22 protein-coding genes are annotated in these 21,907 nt (G+C 60.5%); 9 read left to right on the top strand and 13 right to left on the bottom strand.

What is annotated here, in order from left to right; translation table 11 throughout:
• Nucleotides 1-3 precede the first annotated feature (3 nt).
• The 6 genes from BS630_RS33540 to BS630_RS33515 all read right to left on the bottom strand — a co-directional run bounded on the left by BS630_RS33540 (nucleotide 4) and on the right by BS630_RS33515 (nucleotide 6,092).
• Complete coding sequence (locus BS630_RS33540) at nucleotides 4-1,044, bottom strand: LLM class flavin-dependent oxidoreductase (protein ID WP_077980915.1); 1,041 nt, start codon at nucleotides 1,042-1,044, stop codon at nucleotides 4-6.
• Nucleotides 1,041-1,976 (bottom strand): flavin reductase, encoded by a 936-nt coding sequence (locus BS630_RS33535; protein WP_077980914.1) that lies wholly within the window; start codon nucleotides 1,974-1,976, stop codon nucleotides 1,041-1,043. Before BS630_RS33535 ends, BS630_RS33540 begins: the two co-directional genes overlap by 4 nt.
• Entirely contained in the window at nucleotides 1,973-2,818 is an 846-nt protein-coding gene (locus BS630_RS33530; RefSeq protein ID WP_077980913.1) for an alpha/beta fold hydrolase, read from the bottom strand. Before BS630_RS33530 ends, BS630_RS33535 begins: the two co-directional genes overlap by 4 nt.
• A 14-nt stretch (nucleotides 2,819-2,832) precedes the next feature.
• Complete coding sequence (locus BS630_RS33525; RefSeq protein ID WP_077980912.1) at nucleotides 2,833-3,435, bottom strand: amino acid synthesis family protein; 603 nt, start codon at nucleotides 3,433-3,435, stop codon at nucleotides 2,833-2,835.
• 414 nt (nucleotides 3,436-3,849) lie between these two features.
• Nucleotides 3,850-4,542 carry a GntR family transcriptional regulator gene (locus BS630_RS33520; RefSeq protein WP_077980911.1) on the bottom strand — a complete coding sequence of 231 codons (693 nt, stop codon included), beginning with the start codon at nucleotides 4,540-4,542 and terminating at the stop codon, nucleotides 3,850-3,852.
• A gap of 188 nt (nucleotides 4,543-4,730) precedes the next feature.
• A complete protein-coding gene (locus tag BS630_RS33515) occupies nucleotides 4,731-6,092 on the bottom strand; it encodes an FAD/NAD(P)-binding protein (protein WP_077980910.1) in 1,362 nt (453 codons plus the stop codon).
• A gap of 260 nt (nucleotides 6,093-6,352) precedes the next feature.
• Here BS630_RS33515 and BS630_RS33510 point away from each other — a divergent pair, with 260 nt between their 5' ends.
• Both BS630_RS33510 and BS630_RS33505 read left to right on the top strand, forming a co-directional pair.
• Complete coding sequence (locus tag BS630_RS33510; protein WP_077980909.1) at nucleotides 6,353-6,634, top strand: type II toxin-antitoxin system Phd/YefM family antitoxin; 282 nt, start codon at nucleotides 6,353-6,355, stop codon at nucleotides 6,632-6,634.
• On the top strand, nucleotides 6,634-6,960 hold the full coding sequence (locus BS630_RS33505; RefSeq protein ID WP_077980908.1) for a type II toxin-antitoxin system RelE/ParE family toxin: 327 nt from the start codon (nucleotides 6,634-6,636) through the stop codon (nucleotides 6,958-6,960). The genes BS630_RS33510 and BS630_RS33505 overlap by 1 nt, the downstream gene beginning before the upstream one ends.
• 29 nt (nucleotides 6,961-6,989) lie before the next feature.
• Here BS630_RS33505 and repC read toward each other — a convergent pair whose 3' ends face one another.
• The 5 genes from repC to BS630_RS33480 all read right to left on the bottom strand — a co-directional run bounded on the left by repC (nucleotide 6,990) and on the right by BS630_RS33480 (nucleotide 13,045).
• The gene (repC, locus tag BS630_RS33500; protein WP_077980907.1) at nucleotides 6,990-8,288 is read right to left on the bottom strand and encodes a plasmid replication protein RepC; all 1,299 of its coding nucleotides are present in this window, start codon (nucleotides 8,286-8,288) and stop codon (nucleotides 6,990-6,992) included.
• A 199-nt stretch (nucleotides 8,289-8,487) separates the two neighbouring features.
• Nucleotides 8,488-9,477 carry a plasmid partitioning protein RepB gene (gene repB, locus BS630_RS33495; protein ID WP_077980906.1) on the bottom strand — a complete coding sequence of 330 codons (990 nt, stop codon included), beginning with the start codon at nucleotides 9,475-9,477 and terminating at the stop codon, nucleotides 8,488-8,490.
• Nucleotides 9,474-10,691 carry a plasmid partitioning protein RepA gene (repA, locus tag BS630_RS33490; protein WP_017958286.1) on the bottom strand — a complete coding sequence of 406 codons (1,218 nt, stop codon included), beginning with the start codon at nucleotides 10,689-10,691 and terminating at the stop codon, nucleotides 9,474-9,476. The genes repB and repA overlap by 4 nt, the downstream gene beginning before the upstream one ends.
• Before the next feature lie 292 nt (nucleotides 10,692-10,983).
• A complete protein-coding gene (locus BS630_RS37570) occupies nucleotides 10,984-11,160 on the bottom strand; it encodes a hypothetical protein (protein WP_167383851.1) in 177 nt (58 codons plus the stop codon).
• Nucleotides 11,161-11,959: 799 nt separating this feature from the next.
• Complete coding sequence (locus BS630_RS33480) at nucleotides 11,960-13,045, bottom strand: ROK family protein (protein ID WP_077980904.1); 1,086 nt, start codon at nucleotides 13,043-13,045, stop codon at nucleotides 11,960-11,962.
• 124 nt (nucleotides 13,046-13,169) lie between these two features.
• On the opposite strand from BS630_RS33480, the gene otsB reads away from it, so the two are divergent.
• From otsB to BS630_RS33445, 7 genes are all read left to right on the top strand, one after another.
• Nucleotides 13,170-13,949 (top strand): trehalose-phosphatase, encoded by a 780-nt coding sequence (otsB, locus tag BS630_RS33475; protein WP_183594588.1) that lies wholly within the window; start codon nucleotides 13,170-13,172, stop codon nucleotides 13,947-13,949.
• Nucleotides 13,950-14,148: 199 nt separating this feature from the next.
• Nucleotides 14,149-15,033: a helix-turn-helix domain-containing protein gene (locus BS630_RS33470; protein WP_077980902.1), complete on the top strand. Its 885-nt coding sequence runs from the start codon at nucleotides 14,149-14,151 to the stop codon at nucleotides 15,031-15,033.
• Between the two features lie 219 nt (nucleotides 15,034-15,252).
• The gene (locus tag BS630_RS33465) at nucleotides 15,253-16,326 is read left to right on the top strand and encodes an ABC transporter substrate-binding protein (protein WP_020047782.1); all 1,074 of its coding nucleotides are present in this window, start codon (nucleotides 15,253-15,255) and stop codon (nucleotides 16,324-16,326) included.
• A 69-nt stretch (nucleotides 16,327-16,395) separates the two neighbouring features.
• Nucleotides 16,396-17,217, top strand: a complete 822-nt coding sequence (locus tag BS630_RS33460) for an ATP-binding cassette domain-containing protein (protein ID WP_077980901.1) — start codon at nucleotides 16,396-16,398, stop codon at nucleotides 17,215-17,217.
• The gene (locus tag BS630_RS33455; RefSeq protein ID WP_077980900.1) at nucleotides 17,214-18,473 is read left to right on the top strand and encodes a sugar ABC transporter permease; all 1,260 of its coding nucleotides are present in this window, start codon (nucleotides 17,214-17,216) and stop codon (nucleotides 18,471-18,473) included. Before BS630_RS33460 ends, BS630_RS33455 begins: the two co-directional genes overlap by 4 nt.
• A 25-nt stretch (nucleotides 18,474-18,498) precedes the next feature.
• A complete protein-coding gene (locus tag BS630_RS33450) occupies nucleotides 18,499-19,227 on the top strand; it encodes an SDR family oxidoreductase (protein WP_077980899.1) in 729 nt (242 codons plus the stop codon).
• Nucleotides 19,228-19,279: 52 nt separating this feature from the next.
• Nucleotides 19,280-20,044, top strand: coding sequence for an SDR family NAD(P)-dependent oxidoreductase (locus BS630_RS33445; RefSeq protein WP_077980898.1), 765 nt, complete (start codon nucleotides 19,280-19,282; stop codon nucleotides 20,042-20,044).
• A 153-nt stretch (nucleotides 20,045-20,197) separates the two neighbouring features.
• Here BS630_RS33445 and BS630_RS33440 read toward each other — a convergent pair whose 3' ends face one another.
• Entirely contained in the window at nucleotides 20,198-21,202 is a 1,005-nt protein-coding gene (locus tag BS630_RS33440; protein WP_077980897.1) for a HAMP domain-containing sensor histidine kinase, read from the bottom strand.
• Nucleotides 21,202-21,906: a response regulator gene (locus BS630_RS33435; protein WP_077980896.1), complete on the bottom strand. Its 705-nt coding sequence runs from the start codon at nucleotides 21,904-21,906 to the stop codon at nucleotides 21,202-21,204. Before BS630_RS33435 ends, BS630_RS33440 begins: the two co-directional genes overlap by 1 nt.
• Nucleotide 21,907: the final 1 nt, after the last annotated feature.

Raw genomic sequence — 21,907 nt, 5'->3', positions numbered from 1 at the left:
GTCTTACTCCTGAAATGCTGGCATGACCTCGGTGATGAAGCGCTCGAGCGACGCCTTCTTGCGCTCGAAGCTCATGCCGGTGTCGATCCAGAAGGAATATTCGTCATAACCGAGCGCTTCATACGCCTTGAGCCGGGCGATGACGGTCTCAGCGTCGCCAACGACATTGTTGGTGCGCATGACCTGGTCCGACAGCATCGCGTTCGCTCTGATCTGTTCGTCCGGGATCCGTTCGATCAGACCCTGGGTAACCGGCTTCTCATTCTTGAACCAGGCGAAGAAATAATTGTAGTAGGTGCTCAGTTCATGGGCGGCCTGGGCGACATCGTCCTCCGACGAGCCGACATAGGTATGGCGCAGCAACATGATCTTGGGCCGCTCGATCTCGGGATTCTTGGCGCAGGCGTCGTTGAAGCGCTCCATCAACGACTGAACCTCGTCGTCGCCCTGCCAGAGCGGCGTGACCTGAACGTTGCAGCCGTTGGCCACGGCAAATTCATGCGAGTTCGGATCGCGCGCCGCCACCCATATGGGCGGGTTCGGCTGCTGCAGCGGTTTCGGCGCCGAGGTGGTGGAAGGGAATTTGAAGAATTCCCCGTCATGGGCGTAATCGCCGGCCCATATGCCTTTGACTGCCGGGATGAGTTCGCGCATGCGCTGGCCGGCGCCCCAGGCATCGAGACCGGGCAGCAGACGTTCGTATTCAAAGGAATAGGCTCCGCGCGCGATGCCGATATCCAGCCTTCCATCGCAGATGATGTCGGCCATGGCGGCCTCTCCGGCTAGTTTGATCGGATGCCAGAAGGGGGCGATCACCGTCCCCGTCCCGAGCCGCGCCCGCGATGTGCGGCGCGCCAGATCGGCAATGGTCACGAACGGGTTGGGCGCAATGGTGAAATCCATGCCATGATGCTCGCCCGTCCAGATCGCGTGCATACCGCCCTTGTCGGCGATCTCGCAGAGCGCGACGAATTCCTCGTAGAGGCTCTTGTGGCTTTGGCTGGCGTCGAGCCGTTCCATATGGACGAAGAGGGAAAACTTCATGCTTTTGCGTCCTTGGCTGGAATGGGGTGAACAGTGCCGCCGGTCTCGTCGCCGAAATAGACGCCGAAATTGCCGATCGAGCTTTCCATCGCAAAACGGTTGACGATATCGGCTGTCGAACTGGTCTTGAACTTTGCCGCAACCAATGCGTCAGGCTTCAGGAACCTGCCGCCGGCAGGATCGCCCTCTCCGGCAACGGCGTGATAGACGATGTGCTGCTTGCCGTCGCTCTTGCCCTCATAAACCGAATAGAGAAAGCCGATGCTGACCTTCAGCCCGGTTGATGTTTCCAGGTATTTTTGCAGCGTCTCGGTCGGACTGCCGTCATGGGCATCGACACTTGGCAGGGAGAGCACATCCTCACCGAGCAGCAGAACTTCCCCGCGGCGCTCGACAACGGCTGCAAGTTCCATATTGCCTTCGCTTGCCGCGGACACGGCCTTGCTTGCGAGCGTCGGCGTGAAATAACCGCCACGCGCATAACCGAGACCGTTGCGGCCGCTATTGTCGAAAGCTTCGATGCGCCCCATCAAGATGACGTGGTCGCCAGCCTCGATGACCTGCTCCATGGCACATTCGAACCAGGCCGCCACGCTTGAGAATATCGGGCAGCCTGCCGATCCCCTCGCCCATTCGACCGCCGCAAATCTATCCTCGACCGGGCGCGCAAAGGTGTTCGACACGTCTTTCTGTGTTTCCGAAAGCACGTTGATCGCAAAATGCTGCGCTCCGCTCATAACAGCGAAATTGCGCGACGTCTTGGCAAGGCAGACGAGGAGCAAAGGCGGATTGAGCGAGACCGAGGTGAAGGAGTTCGCTGTGAAGCCGATCGGATGTCCTTCCCCGTCGCAGGCGGTGACGACAGTCACGCCGGTCGGAAAGGCCCCGAATGCATCTCGCAGTGCTCTTGGGTCGACAGTCTGGATTGTCATCGTTCATCCTCCCCGAACGACAGCCACTCAGCGAGCAGCGAATTGACGATATCAGGCGCGGTCAGGTTCACCATATGACGATGACCTTCGACGATGCGGACGTAGCCCCGCGGCGCAAGCTCTGCCATTTGCGCCGCCATCAAGGGCGTCGAGTTCGGATCATCGGACCCCGTCAGAAAAAGGGCCGGGCCAGCCACGTCTTTCCAGCCGTCAGCATAGGTCTCGTCTCCGCCCGCAAAGGCCGCGTAAGCGACGGCATATCCCTGGGGATCAACGAGGTTCAGCCATTTTCGCGTCAATTCACGCGCCGTGACGCTTTCGGCGTCCTCGCCGAACCAGCGAGCCAAAGGACCTTCCTTGTCGACGCCCGATACCGGAATGGCCGCGGCGCGCGAAAGCACGGCGGCCTTTGCTCCAGGGTCACGCCTGTAGACACCGTTGAGGTAAGCGACACGGCTGATACGCTCGCCAAAGGTCGCGGCCGCCCCTCCTGAAACCAGTGCGCCCATCGAGTGCCCGGCAACATTTGCCGTGTCGATTGCCATCTCATCGAGAAAGCGTCCGAACCAGGCGACGAACTCCTCAAGCCGACTGCCCGCCGGCAGCTTTGCGCTTTCCCCATGTCCCGGCATATCGACAGCGATAACGCGATGGCCCGCGGACAGGAATGCGATCTGCGGAGCCCAGGCCTCGAGCCGCATGCCGACGCCGTGAATGAGAACCAACGGCTCACCGCTGCCGGCCTCATGATAGGCCGTTCCGCTTGCCGTCGCCTTTCGGGGCAAGGCACCGGTGGCGTTCGTTGCTGCGGCGGTGCGTGTGGTCGATCCGGCTGTCAGCATCTCAGAGCGCTCCTTCAAACGCCCGCTGGATTGGCAACGTCCTGCCCCAGGTCTTTCAGATCCTGGTAGCGGTCGCCGATGCGGTGATGCGGGCGCCCGCCTATCGAAGCACCGAGAGCCACGACGATCTCGTCGGCGGCAGGCGCGTCGGGGATCGACGTCTGGATGGTCAAGTAGTGCGAACGGCGGCCTTCATCGTTCTTGTCCATCAGCGGGATCATGATCGGCGCATTGGCCGGACCGCGTGTGTTGCAGAAGGCGAGATAGGATTTGGCGCCGACGGCCTGGCGATAAAAATTGCCGAAGCGCAGCGTGTGGATGAGCGCGGATCCGTGTTCGATCTCGCCATCCAGGCCGACGACAGCGGATTTTCCATATCCTTCGACAGCCTCGCCGGACCCGACCGCATCGATGATCATCCTGGTCAGCAACTCGCCGAGCACCGGAGCGCCTGCGTGAATTTCGGGCTTGAGGTCGTCGACAAAGCCGCGACCTGCCCAAGGATTCTTCACGACCGCAAAGGCGGTGAACAGCTTCAGCGGAACCGCCGCGGCCTTGCCGCCTTCGATCAGCGTCGTTTCGATCTGCAGTCCCGTCTTGCGAATTTGAATAGCCATCGAGCACCTCATTTCTCAATTTCGTATTATGGTATACCATAATATATGAATGTCAAGTTGGTTGCTGTGAGGCGCAGTTCAGGCCGAGGCGGAGATTTTGAATTTGGCGCGCGCGCACCTTCGACTCTCCGGGCGGCGCTTTCTTCCCTTCAGCGCGTTGACAGCCGACAAACGACATGACGGCGCCCCGCGGAGACAGGCCGAGTCCGCAAGTCACGGTCGTCCCAGTTCATGGTGCCGCCTTATATATTACTTAATATGGCATACCATCACATCGGAAAAAGTTAGGTGTCAAGCGCGGAGTATGGATTCCCGCTGAATTGCGCGGAACATCATCGTGAATGGAGCGACATCGACAGCCGAAGTGAGCGCATTGCCAGGGCCTGCGGGGGAAGCGGCAGGCTTCGCTCGTGCCTAGTCGGCAGTCTTCTTGGCCGACAGCACCGCTTCGGCAATCGCGCTTGCGGCGGCGACGTGATCCATCGCGGCTTGGTAAGCCCCCTCGCCGTCGCCGCGGCGGATGGCGTCGACGATCTTCGACATCTGCAGCGGCCCTTCTATGCCGCGTCTCTCCGTCTTGATCGTCATCGAGCGCAGGTGGTTTATGCGCACGGTCAGGAGATTGACGACACCCCAGGCAACGTTCCTGTCAACCATGGTGAACAGCGTGTGATAGAAGGAAGAGGTGTTCGTCAGCACAGCCGCCATATCGTTGTCACGGTAACTGTTGCGGATCCCGGCCAGCGATTCCTCCAGCGCGGCGACGATCTCCGGGCTGCGGCGCTCCGCGCACAGCCGCGCCGCCATGCCTTCCAGCGCGCCGCGGATCTCATAGATCTGTTTGGCTTCGTCGATGTCGAGCTGCGCGACGATCGGCCCCTTATTCGGCAGATTGGCGACAAGCCCTTCCGATTCCAGATGCCTCAGTACCTCGCGCACGACTGTTCGGCTGACGCCGAGCTGGGCGCAGAGGTCACGCTCGACAAGGCGATCTCCGGGACGGAAATATCCGTTGACGATGGCTTCGCGGACCTTGTCGAGCGCCAGTTCCCGCAAGGTCTTTGCCGGACGCTCGACTCGAATTGCGTCCTTCAGAGCACCGCTCATTGTCTACCTCAGTGTTGGACTTTGCACGCTCAACTTCCGCCGCGGCAGCCGAATGCAAGAATCGTATTATGGCGTACCAGATACTGTAGCCCTCGGCGGCCGGCAATTCAACAAGCACAGTGCGGATCTGCAGCACCGCGCGTCTTTGCAAACGCGCAACGGACGCTCTGCTGCCTGCACGTCGAGAGCTAACCTCTTGAAACAATCTCCTCGGCCACGGCCTTGGCCTGCACCCGGATATCCGGAACGGCGGTGATCTCCCAGAATTGCCCCGCCGTCAGGGCACCAACCGCAAACAGTCGGGCAGGCGAGATCCGGGACGGGGCTATCACCTCGGACGCGGCATTCACCTGGATCCCGAGGCCAAGAGGATCGGGGATGATCAACTCAAAGCGGCTCATCTCCTTCAAAAGCGGTGAATGACTGATGCCGGCCCGCTCCATTCCCGTGCAGTTGACGAGCCAGTCCGCCCTGATCTCGGCGATCTCGCGCGCCGCTCTGACCCTGTAGGCGGCAACGAGCCCGCCCTCTTCGGCCCCGAGCGATTTCAGGAAGCCCGCGTGGAAACGAACGGTTCCGTCCAAGACCAGTTCCTCAAACCTGTCGAACACGTCAGGCGCGACCCGGTGACGATGGATGTTCCACCAGGGAAGCGCATGCCTGAGGAACCGTGCCCGCTCCCTGCTCGAAAGCCGTTGCCAGAGAGCCTGCGTTGCAGGCCTCAGGCCGTCCATCACGGCTCGCCAGTCGGCAACCGTCCTGCTTTTCGCCCGCAGGGTCTTCAATATGCCGCTGAGCGTCTCGGGAAGCGCCCGAACGTCGATCGGCAGAGGCACTGGCGGCTTCGGTGCGTGTCCCAGGGGCGCAAGCCCGCGCCGCGAAAGCACATCGATCCTGCCGCTGTGGCCATGGGCGCGAAGCGCGAGAACCTGATCGATCATCGTCAGGCCGGATCCGAGGATACAGACCGCATCGGACGGCGCCACGCGCCTCAGCCAGGAAAGCCGCCACGGGTTCTCGATGATCCGCGATCGCAGCGATGCCGGGACGCCATCCGGATCGACCGGAAGGGTCGCGTTCCCGACGCCGAGGCAGAGCACCACGTTCCTTCCGGCAATCTCGTCGCCGTTGCCGAGATGGAAGGCCAGCGTGCTGCTGTAACGTTCCACGCATCCCGCCGCCTTGGCTTTGATGAAATCGACCCGGCAACGGCCGTCGCGCTTTCGAAGGAGCCGTGCAAGCGTATCGCGGACATAAAGGCCGTAATCGCTGCGCGAGGCGAAATCGCTGGCCTGCAGCTGGCGTCCATGGCTTTTCAACCAGTCGACAAAGTCATCGGGTTGATGCGGCAGCAGGCTCATGCGGCCGGCAGGAACATTAAGGCGATGGAGATAGAGCTCCGTCCGGTACGCCGTCCCGCGGCCGAAGCCAGGATCGTCGCCGACGACGGCGACCGTCGCCGAAGCGGGAAGCTGCTCGATGAGATTGCAGGTAACCGCTATCGCCGAAAAACCGGAACCGACCACGATAACATCATATGTCAAACGCATTCTCCCTGAAGCTCAGAACGTCATCGAGACATTTCGCCATTCAAGCCTCGTGTCGCTCACCGGTCCCTGCTGATCGCAGGAGCGCAGAATCGCGAAAACAATTATCTCTATAGTCTATAAATATAGTTTGTTATTCTCCCGCTAGCCCCAACGATTACGCTTTTGAAATCGGAAGCCGGGAATGTGCGCCGCCACCATCGAAAGGCTTCTTTCAATCGACCATTTGATGGTCTATATTCTGGTCGAAAGGGAGTAAGTGCATGAAGCTGTCAGAACAGGTGAAGCCGATCAGCTATCTCAAGGCGCATGCGCCGGAGATCATCCGGACGTTGAAGGATAACCCGCAGCCGGTCGTCATTACGCTTCACGGCGAGGCGAAGGCCATCCTTCAGGACGTCGGCCAATACGAAGAAACGCAGGAGACGCTGGCGCTCCTGAAGGTGCTGGCGCTCACCAACCGGCAGGTCGAGGAGGGCAAACTGCGCCCAGCTGCGGAATCTTTCGCACGCATCCGCAAACGTCTGAAAGACAGCCAATCCTGATGCCATATCGCGTTCTTTTCTCTGAGGATGCGGAACGCGACATCGAGGATCTCTATCACTTCATCGCCGGCCGCGAAGGCGCCGAGACGGCAGAGCGCATCCTGACGGACATCGAGAGCGCGTGCGCCGAGCTTGAAGAATTCCCCGCCCGAGGAAATATTCCGAAGGAGTTGGCGGGGATCGGAATTTCCGAATATCGGGAACTCCACCATAAGCCGTGGCGCATGATCTATCGGATCCTGGGCACGGACGTCGTCGTCTACTGCGTCGTAGACGGACGGCGCGACATGCAGAGTTTTCTGGAGCGAAGGCTTATCCGCGCTTAGCCATACGCTGCCCACACGGAGGTTGAACACTATCCAACCTTCCGGCCGGCCGGTGCGTTTGCCCGCAGAAGCGCCATCAGCATCGGGCCGATCGCGAATTCTCCCTTTTCGCTTCGCCGCGTCAGGCCACGAAGATAGCCACCGGCCGAATTGATGTGGCCGCCGCGCTCCAGGATGCATGCCATCACGGTCGCGGCATTTTCCGGCCCCATCACATTGGCGGCCTCCTCGTAGGCCGACGGACTGACGCCCAGCATCGATCGAACCGCAACCGCTGCGGTCATCAGATCGCGCCAGTTGCGGATCGCACCACCCGGTCCATAGGCAAGGACTTCCGGGCAGGCTTGCAGAACGAGGCCGAGCGGGAAGGATTTCAGTTCGCCACCATCATTGCGGCCGCCCGACTGCCGACTTTCCTCCTGCCGGCCCGGACGGGTTGTCTCCCCCCTCCCCTCTTCCAGCGTCTCCGCCTCTCGCCCTTTGTCTTGCTCCGCCATCGCCCCCGGCTTCGTTTCGAAGCTTGGTTCAAGTTCAATGGTAGATTCGGGGTTTGAATTCTGTATGTGACGCTCGATATAATCGGCATTGCCGCGCTGTTTTGTCGATTTAACCCGAATTTCCAGCCGGTTAAGAATATCTGTGCGCAGGGCCGTCAATTCATCCAGCAACAGTTCAAGCTGCGATGTGGTCGGCGATCGCGGCAAGCCTTCGATCAGGTCCCGGAATTCGCCGTAGAGGCCTTGCCAATCCCCGGGGATCTGTTCTTCAACGGCCGCTTCGATCAGTTTTGCGACGTCGCGGCGGCACAGAGTGATACGCTCGCGCAGGTGCTGGACATGCAGCCGCTCAGCCATCACTTCGGCGGCAAGCTGTTCGATCTCCTCGGCACGGGCAAGCAGCGGCGCCAGCGAGAAGCCGAAAGCCTCATCGATCTCCCCTGCCCTGTCTCTGCGGACATACCGCTTGCCATTGGGACTATCCTTGCGCAGCAGAAGGCCTGCCTCGACGAGCGCGGCAAGATGGCGCCGGACGGTCTGTTCGGCCATGCCATGCGTTCTGAGAGAAAGCTGGATGTTCGACGGGAAGACGATCAAGCCGTTTTCCTGGGCCAGTTCGTTCTTCGGATAAAAGCTCAAAAGCGCGTTGAGCACGGCAAGCGCCCGATCGCCGATGCCGAGCAGCGGCTTTGCTTCGCATAGTGCGCGAAACAATTTCCACTTGTCGACCGACTGATCCGGCCTGATCTCCCCGGCCATGACTTGGTTTGCAAGCATGCCAAGCGTCATCGACCGTCGCCCGAAGGGCGTCGTCACATTCCCGGTTTCCATATCTTTCACCTCAACGAGGCAAAAGAAATCCGCTCACCAAAACGGCGCCAAAAACTCTTGACAGCGATTCTCGGAAGTGCGATTCTCGGAGGTGTTCAAGACTACGAGGAAAGCTTCCGTGACGGTGACGTTCGGGGGCTTTTTTCTTTTGCGCGTTATCTCCTATCCGGATTGTCAGCTGACAACCGGTCTAACTGCCTCATTTTCCCTCGTTTTCCTCTTCGAACTCGGCGGCGAGGCCTATCAACCGCTGAGCCAGGAATTCCGAAAACGCCGCCGATTTGACGGTGATGCGAAAGCTTTTGCCGGAGCGGGCCACCAAAGCAAGCGGCGCGCCCCCTTGGGTCCGGAGCGTCTGCTCGGCCCGCTGCGGTGCGCTCTTCTCCTCCAGTGCCTTCCAGATGACATCGAAGCGGCTGTTGGTCTCCAACGCGTCAAAACCGGCGGCACTGATTGCGGCCCGCGCCTTCCTCTGTCCGCCCGTCTCTCTGAACTTCTCGGCAAACGCCAACCAGCGTGGACGGCCGACCTTGGGGGCCGGCCCGATGGCGAGAATGAGCTCGGGGTCGATCGTCTGAGCCACCTGCAGGAGCCTTGACGTTTCCGGCTTGTCTGTCGCCAGCGCCTTGGCAATCATGTCGCGGCTGAAGCCATGTTCATCCATGCGGCGTGCAAACAGTGCCCGCTCGATAAAACTCAAGTCGACACGGGGGCCATTTTCCTGACCCTGTGCGAGGATCAACTCTTCATCCGTGAGCTTTCGCACGACGGCCTTAACGGGAACCCCGATCTCTGCCGCCGCTCGCAGGCGCCTGTGGCCATAGGCGGCCTGGTAGTGCCCGGCCCTTACCGGGTCCGGCCGCACCAGAATCGGAACCTGCTGTCCGCTTTCCTGGATGGACTGCTTCAATCGCTCGAACTCGGCATCCTTATCGACCGGGATACGGTCGCGGATGAAGGACATTTCGACAGCTGCCGGATCGATCTCCAGCACCTTGTCGCCGGAGGCCAGCGATTCGCGCAGCGCCTTGGCTGCGGCTGCTTCCTCTCCCAACCGTCCAAGCGACAGGTTCATCGCCTTGACCGCTCCCGATGGCCGATGCGGCTGTTGCACGCTCGGCACCTCCGGCCGTGTCGGCTCGACGGCACCGACCATGCTCTTCAGGATGTCGCGTCCTTTTGGGCTCATGTCCTGCTCCATGCACTGCGAATGAGTTGCTCGACCTCGGCATTGACGCTGTCGACGGATTCCACCCCGCGGTCATAGGTCTGGCGATGCATCGTCTCGCGTCCCGCCTCGTAGATTGTCTGCTTGGACAGACCCGCATCCGAGACCGCTGTCGACTTGACCATCATCGAGGTCAGCACGCGCTCGCCGAACAAACTGCGAAGGAAGGCGACGATCTGCGCCTGCGGTCCATCATTGGCCTCATAGCGGGTGATCAGATAGCGCATCCAATCATAATCGAGATTGCCGCCTGCCTGCTTGACCACGGCCAGAAGATCGGAGGTCATCGTCAGGAACTGGTTCATCGACGCGACGTCGAGCATCTGCGGATGGACGGTAATGAGGACGGAAGTCGCGGCACAAAGAGCAGACAGTGTCAGGAAGCCGAGGGTCGGCGGGCAATCGATGATGACGACGTCGTAGCTCTGCTCCAGCGAATGCAGCGCATTGCCGACCCGCATGAAGAACATGTCCTTGTCGTCGCGGTTGGTGTCGGCGAGCGCCTTTGGAGTATCGTGCTCGAACTCGTGCAGTTCGAGATTGCCGGGAATGAGATCGAGCCCCGGAAAATAGGTCTGGCGGACGATGTCGGCTACGTCGCGGCGCGTTTCGTCATATTTGATGGCACCGTAAAGCGTCTCGTTTTCGCCGACGTCGAATTCGGGCTGATATCCGAGCATCGCCGACATCGACGCCTGCGGATCGAGATCGACGGCGAGCACGCGGTAGCCGCGAAGAGCCAGGAACTGCGCCAGGTGGATGGATGTCGTCGTCTTGCCGGAGCCACCTTTAAAATTGGTGACCGCGATCACCTGGAGATGGTCGCCCGGCCGGCGCATCGGCAGATAGGAGGGTTTGGTGCGCCCGAGATGGTGGCGCATCGCATGAATTTCCTCAAGCGAGAACACCCGTCGACCCGCCGCCGTCTTTTCGGGATTGATGCTTTCCACCTGCGCGGCGAGGTGGCGAACATAGCTGTCGGTGACACCGAGCAGCTTGGCAGTCTCGGTGCTGCTGAACCGCCTTAGCGATTTGCGGGCGTCGGGCGAAAACAACCGCTCGAACAGCACCTGCAATTGGCTGCTGAGCATCGTCGAGTCCTGCGCGATCGTCTCGTCGATCGAGACTCGACTCGCTCTCTTGGCTTTCTCAACAATCGCGGCCTTGGTCGGCATTCACGCAAATCCTGATAAATCGGGTCATTTTGCGCAAATGATCGTGAGTCTGCCGATTCCGTCAAGCGATTTCTTGGTTAGCCAATGGATAACAAACCGGATTCGACGAAAAAATCATGTGGAATTCCGGAATCTTAGCGCCATTGTCAGCTGACAATGGCGACCGTGTCCGCCTCCATCGACGGCCACCCTTAGCGCATCTCAGCATATTTCAACACGGCAGAACGCCATTACCGACGCACTGGAAGACAACATCCACCGCTTGGGCATGCCTGATCAGGCAATCCGTTTCTCATTTATAGGCAGGCGAGCGGCACAGGCTTTCGACCTCCAGTCCGCGGACGGATTCGCTGCCGGAGGCCTTGTCATTTGCGTCTTGGGTTTCGGCGACGCGGCGTGGCTGAGCAAGGCTCAGCATTTGTTCGAGACGGCCGGCATTGAGCGGAGCGCTTATTCCCTTGAAATTCATGATCCATCTTTCGTCTGCGCATCAATTGCGTGAAGTTGTGGAGATAAGCGCAATTTGAACCTGCCGAGAACCGCCCACCGGCGTTATCACCATCTTTTCCGATGCCGCGCTGGAAAGGGGAGGGGAGACTTCCATCTTCAAGCGCCGCTCGGAAATGCGGCCTTCGGCAGCGAGGCTCGCCGTCTCGGATCGCTTCGGCGCGCAGAGATCTGTCATGCGAGACTGAATCTTCGCCGGCGCACCGGCGAACCGGCGCTTTCTCCGATCACGAGGCATCGCCGGAATTCCGAGATTCCGGTGTGGGCCTCACTTCAGGGAGCGCTGTCGCTGAGTGATATCGGGGAAGGGGAGGTGTGGCCGGGGTCTAGATCGGCAGAATACCGAGAGCAGGGGGCGTTGAAAGGTGGGGATCGTTTGTCCGCAGATCCGATCGATCGCCAGGCCAGGCCGATGACACCATTCCGATCAGGTGCTGGCAGTTGTGCGCGAATAGGTTTCCGACATCCCGCGGGCGTCATCCTCCGCGAAGATCACAACAGCGCATGCTAGGCGAATCAGGTCGCGGCGGGTATGATCGATACTGCTAATCGGGATCATGCGTTGGTATCGCAGACGTTTGCCGATAGCCTTATCTCACTCCTGTTCGGCAAAGCGGCTATCTTCCCTAGCGGAACTTATCGGCAAGTTCGCTTCCGTCTGCGGAATTCCTTCTTGTTTACCTGCTATTTACCATAGTGCTCCCACGGCCCGGTCGATCCGGCGTTCATTGCGTGCAGAGTTGCGCGAGGCAGGCATTCCACTATCGCGCCTTCGTTCCCTCGCGATTCGTAAAATGCGCATTGCCCAACCCGGTGCCGATGGTCAGCACCGCCCATCTCGACACGTCGTTCATAAAAGGGATCTGCGACAATCCCTGCACGACGGCATCGTTGTGCATCATTACGAATGTGCTGTGGTCGCCGATCTCGGGAATGGCCTTGATCAGTGCGGCGGGAAGGTTGAAGCTGTCACTTTCCCAATTTCCGCCCGGCAGGTTTTGTCCACCGCGTTCGATCGAGCCATCGGCCTTGATGATGCCCGGACAGGCGATCCCGATAATGGGAGCAAGTTTCAGATTGGCCTTTTCGGCCTTGTCGATCAGGTCCTGCAACATCGCCGCCAGCCTCTCTACCGTTCCGCTGCGGCTTGGCTCGTCATCGGCATGGCGCCAGATCGCCGATTCCCAGACACTCGCATCCGCAAAGTGCGGTGTCTTTTCCTTTCCGAACTCGACGACGCCGGCGCGCACGTTCGTGCCGCCAATATCGACGGCAAGGATGGCCTCATAACCCTTGAACATCCACCCCGGCATGAGATGGACTGAGCCGATCAGCCCCGCCTCGTCGGGATGATGGACGATCGGCACAACCTCGATATTGAGGCCGGCCGCCTTGAGAAGAACCATGGTCCTGGCGATCGCCAGTTCTCCGAAGCGACTTCGCCTGAAGCCTCCGCCAACGACAATGCGCTCGGTCTTGGACCAGCGCTCGTCCTTGAGGAACTTTCCGATCACCTCGGCAAAGTCCTGGGCAAAGTCCTCCACCGCTCCCATGACCAGAGCGGCAGCCTCCATGTCGTCGCCCGTCAAGAGGGCCTCGATCTTTTTCTTGGAAAGCTTTGTCGTCGCGGTCTTGCCGATCGGATCGTCCCCAAACTTGCGGATGCGTTTTCGCCAATCGTCGAGCTTCTGCTGGAACGTCTTCTTATTGGCGTTGTCGCCAACGAAACCATTCTTGTCACGCAGTTCATTGTTATAATCATCGATGGTCACCAACGGCAGAACCATGGCGCCATGTGCCAACGGCGCATTGATCTCATCACGGGGATCGGGACTGCTTTTGACCATTAATGTACCTTCTACGGCGCGAGTGCTCGAACAGGCGGCGAGATACAACGCGGACGCGTCTCTGGATGTTCCGGAGTCTGAAAAATCACCTTGCCCTCGCCGACTGGCGACCTAGCTTCAATGATTGCAGAGTTTGGAGAATGCCGTGCAGGACGATGCCGCTACCCAGGAAATGCTTTCAATGGTCTTGGAGGAGCCGGACCGCTGGGCAATGTTTCTCGATATTGACGGGACGCTGCTCAATCTTGCGCCCACACCGGATGCGATCGACGTCCCGGAGGCGCTTCCCGGACAACTGCATCGCCTGTCGAATAAGCTCGGCGGCGCCTTGGCGCTGGTCACCGGACGGTCGCTTGCTTATGCAGACGCGCTGTTCAAGCCCTTTGCATTTCCGACAGCAGGCCTGCACGGCGCAGAAATCAGGAATGCCGCTGGAATGCAGACGATCGAGGCGACACCTGAATTTCAGGCGCTGAAGCATGCGCTGACCGCAGAAGCCGAGCACTACCCCGGCGTCTTGATCGAGGACAAGGGCGCGGCTGTTGCCGCCCACTACCGGCTGGCGCCCGAATATGAAAAGGTACTCGAAGACCGCATGCACCACTATGCGGAGGTCGCCGGGCCGAACTGGGCATTGCAGCTTGGCAAGATGGTGTTCGAGCTGCGTCCGGCACGATCGAGCAAGGGCGATGCGCTTGAGCGGTTTTTCCAGTCCGACCCGTTCAAGAACCGCTCCCCGATTACCATCGGCGATGATCTGACCGACGAGTCGATGTTTGCGGTCGCCAATGCCCGCGGCGGCGTGTCCGTGCGTGTTGGTGCGATCGGCGCCCCGAGCTGCGCCACGAGCCGGCTGTCTTCTTCTGCGCTGGTCAGAAACGTCATTGCAGCCTTGGCCGCCTGAGGCCGGCCCTTGGACGATGTGCAAGTGGATTACTGCCGTCCTTACACCGGTTGCGCGGCGCCGATTGTCAAAAAAGTATCGGTTTTAGCCAGGAATCGTGGTGGCGGGCGTGACACGAGCCCACTACACTCCCCTTTAACAATAAAGCCAAAAAGGGAATTTGGCGGGCGGCTTGGAACCGTCCTCGGAGGAGGAAACAATGGAACCTGACTTGGAAGTCATTCAGATCCGCCCGGGCGAATCTTTCGCAACGAAGGCGCATGGCTATCCCTACCATACGGTTCGTTGGCATTTTCACCCGGAATACGAACTTCATCTCGTCGTGGCGACAACAGGACGGTATTTCGTCGGCGACTTCATCGGCGAGTTCGAGCCTGGTAATCTCGTGCTCGCCGGGCCTAATCTTCCACATAACTGGATCAGCGATGTCCCGACGGGATCGAGCATCCCGCTTCGATGCCAGCTCATCCAGTTCAGCGAGAATTTCATCATCGACACGATGAAGGTGCTGGCCGAACTCGGCCCCTTCGAACCTGTTCTCGAAGCCTCCCGCCGCGGCGTGCTTTTCGGAGCCGAGACCAGCCGGCAGGTCGCACCTTTGATGAACGAGGTGCAGCAGGCGCAGGGTGTGCGCCGTATCGAGCTATTCATCATGATCGTCGGCCTGCTCAGCCGCGCACAGGATGCGCAGCTTCTCGCCAGCCCGAGCTATCTGCCTGATCCCTCCGGTTACATGTCGGCCGGCATCAACAAAGCGCTCGCCTATATCAGGGAACACCTGACCAAATCCTTCGACGAAGCCGATCTCGCGGCGATTGCTGGACAATCGACAGGCGCCTTTTCGCGCGGCTTCCGCCGCCATACGGGCATGTCGCTGGTGCAATATGTGAAACGCCTGCGCATCAATCTCGCCTGCCAGATCCTGATGAGCGATGACCACGCATCGATCACTGATATCTGCTTCGAGGTTGGCTTCAACAATCTGTCTAACTTCAACCGGCAGTTTCTCGCGGAAAAAGGCATGACGCCTTCCCGTTTCCGACGGTTGTTGGGTGACAATATCAACGTGGCAAAGGCGGCCTAGAGGAGCCGAACGAGCACGTTCAAGGGACGAGGGAGGTCGAGGAGGAGAAGGAACGAAAACTGACACTGACTTGAACGCGGGCACGCGATGAGCGGCTCGTGATCGGAGATGCTTGTCCTCAAAAACGTCAAACCGCCGGGACAGGCGCGACCGTTCCTTCAGCCGAACGGCCACAGCAGAAACACTGCGATCACGACACAATTTTTTCAATGGGAGGAGATGGAAATGATGAAATTCTCAACACAGGCGGCAGGCGCCGCGGTATTTGTCCTGTCCTTGCTGGGCGGCACTTCCGCCTTTGCGCAAACGGCCGTTTCGGATGCGACAGTGGCATTCCTCATGCCCGACCAGGGCTCGACCCGCTACGAGGAGCACGACCACCCGGGCTTCGTCGCGGAAATGAAGAAGCTTTGCGCGTCGTGCAAGGTTCTCTATCAGAACGCCGATGCCGATATCGCAAAACAGCAGCAACAGTTCAATTCGGCGATCACGCAAGGCGCCAAGGTCATCGTGCTGGACCCGGTGGATTCGGCGGCCGCCGCATCGCTCGTCCAGCTCGCACAGAGCCAGGGCGTCAAGGTCATTGCCTATGACCGTCCGATCCCGAAGGGGAAGGCCGATTTCTACGTCTCCTTCGACAACAAGGCGATCGGCAAGGCGATCGCGGAATCGCTCGTCCAGCATCTGAAGGCACAGAAGGTGCCGACCGAAGGCGGCGGCATTCTGCAGATCAACGGTTCACCGACCGATGCGGCTGCCGGACTGATCAAGGACGGCATTCATGAGGGTCTGGCGAGCGGCGGATACAAGACGCTTGCCGAATTCGACACGCCCAACTGGCAGCCCGCGAACGCCCAGCAATGGGCAGGCGGGCAGATCACCCGCTTCGGCAAGCAGATCGTCGGCGTGGTCGCTGCCAATGACGGCACCGGCGGCGGCGCCATCGCAGCTTTCAAGGCGGCGGGTGTCGATCCGGTGCCGCCGGTCACCGGCAATGATGCGACGATCGCTGCGCTGCAGCTGATCATAGCAGGGGATCAGTACAATACGATTTCCAAGCCGAGTGAAATCGTCGCCGCTGCCGCTGCCAACGTCGCCGTGAAGCTCTTGGCCGGAGAAACGATCAAGGCCGAAATGACGCTCTACGACACGCCCGCACAGCTCTTCGTACCGGCTGTCGTTACCGCCGAAAACCTCAAGGCCGAGATCATCGACAAGAAGATCAACACCGCCGAGGAGCTGTGCACCGGCCGCTATGCCGACGGCTGCAAGAAACTCGGCATCACCAAGTAATCCAGCCAAGGGAAAGCGCGGCCGGCCACCGGTCGCGCTTCTGATTTTCGCTTTTCGAAAGGCCAGGCGATGTCTGAAACCTCTCATACTCCTGACCCTTCCCGTCAGCCTGTCCTCAGTCTGCGTGGAATATCGAAGAACTTCGGAGCAGTGTCGGCGCTCACCGATATCGAACTCGATGTGTATGCCGGTGAGGTCGTGGCGCTGGTGGGCGACAACGGCGCCGGCAAGTCGACGCTGGTCAAGATCCTGGCCGGCGTGCACCAGCCAAGCTCGGGCACGATCTTCTTCGAAGACAAACCGGTCAACCTGTCGAGCCCAAGCGCCGCTCTCGACCTCGGCATCGCAACCGTCTTCCAGGATTTGGCGCTTTGCGAAAATCTGGACGTCGTCGCCAATATCTTTCTCGGCAAGGAGCTCAGCCCCTATCAGCTCGATGAAGTCACGATGGAGATCGCCGCCTGGAAGCTCTTGAACGAGCTTTCGGCCCGCCTTCCGAGCGTGCGCGAACCCGTCGCCTCGCTCTCCGGCGGACAGCGCCAGACGGTAGCGATCGCCCGATCGCTGCTGCTCGAGCCGAAACTGATCATGCTCGACGAGCCGACCGCAGCGCTCGGCGTTGCCCAGACGGCCGAAGTGCTTGACCTCATCGAGCGCGTGCGGGAACGCGGCCTCGCCGTCATCATGATCAGCCACAATATGGAGGATGTGCGCGCCGTTGCCGACCGTATCGTCGTTCTTCGGCTCGGCCGCAATAACGGCACCATGCTGCCCGACGCATCCAACGAACAGCTCGTCAGTGCCATCACCGGCGCATCCAACAATTCCGTCTCCCGCCGCGCGATGCGCCGCCAGGCGCAAAGCCAGCAGACAGAGGAGGGCAGGCCATGATGAAGACCATCCAGAATGAACCCGCAGCACCTGCGCTCCTCGACCGACGTGACGAAAGAGTGCATCACGACGATAGCCTTGCCGGCTCGATCCGCGCCTTTGGGGATCGCATCCGCTCCGGCGATCTCGGTTCGCTGCCGGTCATTGTCGGCCTGGCGATCATCTGGACGGTGTTCCAGGCGCTCAATCCGGTGTTTCTCTCGAGCAGCAACCTCGTCAACATGCTGTTCGACTGCTCGACCGTCGGCGTCATCTCGCTGGGTATCGTCTGCATCCTGATGGTGGGTGAGATCGATCTGTCCGTCGGCTCCGTCAGCGGCTTCGCCTCGGCACTGGTCGGCGTCTTCTGGGTCAACCAGGGCTGGCCGGTGGTCCTGGCGATCCTCGCCGCCATGATTATCGGCGCCCTGATCGGCTCACTCTACGCGTTTCTCTTCAACCGCTTCGGGATGCCGAGCTTCGTGTCGACGCTGTCGGGGCTGCTCGCGGTTCTCGGCCTGCAGCTCTATATCCTCGGAGCGACCGGTTCGATCAATCTTCCCTATGGTTCCTGGCTCGTGAGTTTCGGCCAGATCATGGTCATGCCGGACCCGGTCGCCTATCTGCTGGTGGCGCTTGCCGGCATTGCCTTCTTCTTCTCCAGCTACCGCACCTCGGCGCGCCGGCGGGCGGCTGGCCTGTCTGCAAAATCGGCCCGTGGGCTGCTTCTGCGCGCCGTCATCATCACACTCGCCCTGGAAGCAGTCGCATTCTATCTCAACCAGTCGCGCGGCATTCCGTGGATGTTCGGCCTTTTCGTCGGGCTCACCGCCGCCATGAATTATGCGCTGACGCGCACCAAATGGGGACGCTCCATGCATGCCGTCGGCGGCAACAGCGAAGCAGCGCGCCGCTCGGGCATCAACGTCTCGCGCATCTATATGAGCGCCTTCGTCATGTGTGCTCTGCTTGCTGCCACCGGCGGCGTTCTCTCCGCTGCACGACTGGCGACGGCAAGTCAGCAGGCCGGCACGGGCGATGTCAATCTCAATGCCATCGCTGCGGCAGTCATCGGCGGCACGAGCCTGTTCGGCGGGCGCGGCAGTGCCTATTCAGCCCTTCTCGGCATCATCGTCATCCAGTCGATCGCCAGCGGGCTGACGCTTCTCGATCTGTCGTCGTCGCTTCGATACATGATCACCGGCGCTGTCCTTGCCGTCGCCGTCATCGTCGACTCGCTGGCACGCCGATCGCGAATTTCGCACGGCCGAGCCTAAAGCAACCAGAAAGCAGAGGAAGAAAATGGGACAGGATCTGTCTGGAAAAGTCGCGGCTGTCACCGGAGCGGCGTCGGGTATCGGCCTTGAATGCGCCAAGACCATGCTTGCCGCGGGCGCTCGGGTCGTGCTGGTCGACCGGAATGAAGACGCCTTGAAGGAAATCTGCTCGAAACTCGACGCCAACGCCATTCCCTTGGTCATCGATCTCACCGATCCGAAAAGCGTCGAACGAATGGTGCCTGAGATTCTGGAGAAAGCCGGTCAGTTGGACATCTTCCATGCCAATGCCGGCTCCTATATCGGCGGCGAGGTGCTGGGCGGCGACCCGGATGCCTGGGACCGGATGCTCAACCTGAACATCAATGCCGCCTTCCGCTCGGTGCATGCCGTTTTGCCGCATATGGTCGAGCGCAAGACCGGGGATATCATCCTGACGAGTTCCGTCGCCGGCATGATCCCCGTCGTCTGGGAGCCGATTTACACGGCCTCGAAACACGCGGTCCAGGCATTCGTCCATACGCTGCGGCGGCAGGTGGCCAAGCATGGCTTGCGGGTCGGCGCCGTCGCTCCAGGCCCCGTGGTCACGGCCCTTCTCAGCGATTGGCCGCAGGAAAAGCTGGACGAGGCGCTCGCAGCAGGGGGCCTGATGGAGGCGAACGAAGTGGCCGAAGCCGTGCTCTTCATGCTGACACGCCCACGCAACATCACCATCCGCGATCTCGTCATCCTGCCGCAGAGCGCCGACATCTGACGAAAGTGCATCCGCCTTCTACACTCGCGAACCCACTCAAGAGGAAACGGCCATGATCTTCGACAGATTTCGCCTGAACGGACAGGTGGCGCTGGTGACCGGCGGCACGCGCGGCATCGGGCTTGCCATCGCCGAGGCGCTCGGCGAGGCGGGTGCCAAAGTCATCATCACCGGCAGAACCCGCAATCCGGCCGCGGAAGACCAGCTCTCCAAGGCCGGCGTCGATTGCGATTTCATCGCCGTCAACCTGACGAAGGAAAGCGCTGCCGACGAACTCGTCGCTGAGACTCTTTCGCGGGCGGGGCGGCTCGACATCCTCGTCAACAATGCCGGCATCGCCATTCACGGCGACAGCGGCGAATTTCCCGATACCATCTGGCGCGAGATCATGACGGTCAATGTCGACGCCGTCTTTCGCGCCTGCCGCGCCGCATTAGCACCGATGCGGCGCCAAGGCGGCGGCGCCATCCTCAATATCGGCTCGATATCGGGCATCGTGTCCAACATTCCCCAAAACCAGGTCGCCTATAATACCTCCAAGGCGGCGGTCCACATGATGACGAAAAGCCTCGCCAGCGAAGTTGCCGCCGAGAATATCCGCGTCAACGCCATCGCCCCCGGCTACATCGAGACCGATCTGTCGCGCGGCGGCATCGACAATCCCGACTGGTTCCCGACCTGGCGCAGCATGACCCCGATGGGACGCGTCGGGCAGCCGGAAGAGGTGGCGGGTGCCGCATTGTTCCTCTGCTCGGCGGCGGCAAGTTATGTCACCGGCGAAGTGCTGGTTATCGACGGCGGTTATACGACACGGTGAGACGCGAATACGAGATTGGGGGAGGGTGGCTCGGCCGGTTGTCGGTAGCGAGTTTCTCCCCGCCATCCTGTGGGCCTGATAATCGTGGAGTGGGGCATCAAAGACAAATTGCGGGCCGCACATCGCATCGACGCGATGTCAATCGGATCAGATTTACAGGGGGATGGTGATTTCGAACTCGGTGCCGCCGGTTGTCTGCAGCAGGCGGATCGTGCCGCCATGGGAGCTCAGCATGGCGTGGACGATACCGAGGCCCATGCCGGTACCGCCCTGTTCGCGGCGGGTTGAGAAGAACGGCTGAAAGATGCGTTGGCGATTGGCCTCGCAGATACCGCTGCCGTCGTCGCGGATAAGAATGACGGCTGTTCGGCCGTCGGCCGATACTCTGAGTTCCAACAGCGTGGCGCCGTGCTGAAGAGCGTTTTCGGCGAGGTTGGCAAAGACGATGCCGGCTGCTTCCTGGGGAAGAGCAACCGATATTTCCGTATCGCCTGTGCCGGAAATATTGAGAGCGGGAAATCGCCCGCGCAGTGAGGATATGATGTCCGTGACGCTGCTTCTGCCCTCGGCCACGGGCGTTTCCGCCTGCGCAAGTTCCCTCAGCCGCTGCAACAATGCATCGAGCCGGACGGCATCGGCGACGATGTTGTCGAGAAAGTGCAACCGCTGCGCCTTCGTCATCGGCCTTTCGGCATCGTCATCGCGCAAAAGCTCTGCCGCACCGCGGATGGCCGTCAGCGGCGATTTCAGTTCGTGGGAGACATGGGCAGCAAAGGAGTGAACATATTCGGTGCGATCGACCAGTTTTCCGGCGAGATCGAGGAAGCTTTGCGACAGGACGGCGATCTCGCGCGTTCCATAGCTTTCCAGCGGCTGGATTGCTCCCTTGCCGCCGCGGGCGATCTCTTCCGTCCGGGCGATCAAAGCGTCGATAGGCCCGGTGATGGTGCGCGTCAGCACATAGGCAACACCGAGCGTCAGGATGAATGCAACGACGAGGGCGCCGATCTCCGCTGGTGCCATCCGGTTCGAACTCGCCTCCACGGCACGAAACCAGATGACGATCAGGATCGGCAGCGCCATGACCGCGAGAAGCACGACATAGACGATCAGCGCCAGCGTCGGCCGCCACTTCGTCCTGACTTTCGGTGCCGACATCAGGCCTTCCTCCCGATGTCGGCGGCGAGCTTGAAACCGATGCCGTGAACGGTTGCAATGATCGCGGAACCGCCGACCGCCAGGAACTTGGCCCTGATGTTGCGGATATGGCTGTCGATCGTCCGGTCAGCGACATAGGTTCCGGCGCCATAGGCCGCCTCCATCAACTGTTCGCGGCTGAAGACCATATCGGGGCGTGACAATAATGCATCCAGGATTGCGAATTCGAGCGCTGTCATTGCGATGGTGCTCTCTCCAAACATGACCGTCCTGCCACGCCGATCCAGGCTGAGTTCACCGGCGACAAGGGTGGCGTGGCGTCTGTCAGCCCCCACTTCATTGCTGCTGCGCTTCAAAATCGCCTTGACCCTAGCCACGAGTTCGCGCGGACTGAACGGCTTGGTGACATAATCGTCCCCGCCGATTTCGAGCCCGAGCACCCTGTCGATCTCCTCGTCGCGCGCCGAAAGAAACAGGATCGGCAATGCCGACGTCTTGCGGATATGGCGACAGACCTCCAGGCCGTCCATGTCGGCCATGCCGATATCGAGGATGATGAGATCGATGTTGCCGCGGCGGAAGGCCGTCATCGCCTCGGTGCCGTTGCGGGCGGCCGTTGATGCCAGGCCGGCGCGCTCAAGGGCGAAGCAAATCACGTCGCGGATATGAGGTTCGTCATCGACGACGAGAATGCGGGGCGCCATC

Source organism: Rhizobium laguerreae (genome assembly GCF_002008165.1).
Lineage (GTDB): Bacteria > Pseudomonadota > Alphaproteobacteria > Rhizobiales > Rhizobiaceae > Rhizobium > Rhizobium laguerreae.
Note: the sequence above shows the minus strand (reverse complement) of the source record. Positions and strands in the feature narration are given on the sequence as shown.

What these genes read in the sequence shown, in the direction of transcription:
- BS630_RS33440 (WP_077980897.1), bottom strand. Translation starts at nt 21,202, where the DNA reads ATGTCGGCACCGAAAGTCAGGACGAAGTGGCGGCCGACGCTGGCGCTG.
- BS630_RS33435 (WP_077980896.1), bottom strand. Translation starts at nt 21,906, where the DNA reads ATGGCGCCCCGCATTCTCGTCGTCGATGACGAACCTCATATCCGCGAC.
- BS630_RS33525 (WP_077980912.1), bottom strand. Translation starts at nt 3,435, where the DNA reads ATGGCTATTCAAATTCGCAAGACGGGACTGCAGATCGAAACGACGCTG.
- repA (WP_017958286.1), bottom strand. Translation starts at nt 10,691, where the DNA reads ATGCCGACCAAGGCCGCGATTGTTGAGAAAGCCAAGAGAGCGAGTCGA.
- repB (WP_077980906.1), bottom strand. Translation starts at nt 9,477, where the DNA reads ATGAGCCCAAAAGGACGCGACATCCTGAAGAGCATGGTCGGTGCCGTC.
- BS630_RS33455 (WP_077980900.1), top strand. Translation starts at nt 17,214, where the DNA reads ATGATGAAGACCATCCAGAATGAACCCGCAGCACCTGCGCTCCTCGAC.
- BS630_RS33480 (WP_077980904.1), bottom strand. Translation starts at nt 13,045, where the DNA reads ATGGTCAAAAGCAGTCCCGATCCCCGTGATGAGATCAATGCGCCGTTG.
- BS630_RS37570 (WP_167383851.1), bottom strand. Translation starts at nt 11,160, where the DNA reads ATGAATTTCAAGGGAATAAGCGCTCCGCTCAATGCCGGCCGTCTCGAA.
- BS630_RS33535 (WP_077980914.1), bottom strand. Translation starts at nt 1,976, where the DNA reads ATGACAATCCAGACTGTCGACCCAAGAGCACTGCGAGATGCATTCGGG.
- BS630_RS33520 (WP_077980911.1), bottom strand. Translation starts at nt 4,542, where the DNA reads ATGAGCGGTGCTCTGAAGGACGCAATTCGAGTCGAGCGTCCGGCAAAG.
- BS630_RS33540 (WP_077980915.1), bottom strand. Translation starts at nt 1,044, where the DNA reads ATGAAGTTTTCCCTCTTCGTCCATATGGAACGGCTCGACGCCAGCCAA.
- BS630_RS33460 (WP_077980901.1), top strand. Translation starts at nt 16,396, where the DNA reads ATGTCTGAAACCTCTCATACTCCTGACCCTTCCCGTCAGCCTGTCCTC.
- BS630_RS33530 (WP_077980913.1), bottom strand. Translation starts at nt 2,818, where the DNA reads ATGCTGACAGCCGGATCGACCACACGCACCGCCGCAGCAACGAACGCC.
- BS630_RS33470 (WP_077980902.1), top strand. Translation starts at nt 14,149, where the DNA reads ATGGAACCTGACTTGGAAGTCATTCAGATCCGCCCGGGCGAATCTTTC.
- BS630_RS33465 (WP_020047782.1), top strand. Translation starts at nt 15,253, where the DNA reads ATGGAAATGATGAAATTCTCAACACAGGCGGCAGGCGCCGCGGTATTT.
- BS630_RS33445 (WP_077980898.1), top strand. Translation starts at nt 19,280, where the DNA reads ATGATCTTCGACAGATTTCGCCTGAACGGACAGGTGGCGCTGGTGACC.
- BS630_RS33515 (WP_077980910.1), bottom strand. Translation starts at nt 6,092, where the DNA reads ATGCGTTTGACATATGATGTTATCGTGGTCGGTTCCGGTTTTTCGGCG.
- repC (WP_077980907.1), bottom strand. Translation starts at nt 8,288, where the DNA reads ATGGAAACCGGGAATGTGACGACGCCCTTCGGGCGACGGTCGATGACG.
- BS630_RS33505 (WP_077980908.1), top strand. Translation starts at nt 6,634, where the DNA reads ATGCCATATCGCGTTCTTTTCTCTGAGGATGCGGAACGCGACATCGAG.
- BS630_RS33510 (WP_077980909.1), top strand. Translation starts at nt 6,353, where the DNA reads ATGAAGCTGTCAGAACAGGTGAAGCCGATCAGCTATCTCAAGGCGCAT.
- BS630_RS33450 (WP_077980899.1), top strand. Translation starts at nt 18,499, where the DNA reads ATGGGACAGGATCTGTCTGGAAAAGTCGCGGCTGTCACCGGAGCGGCG.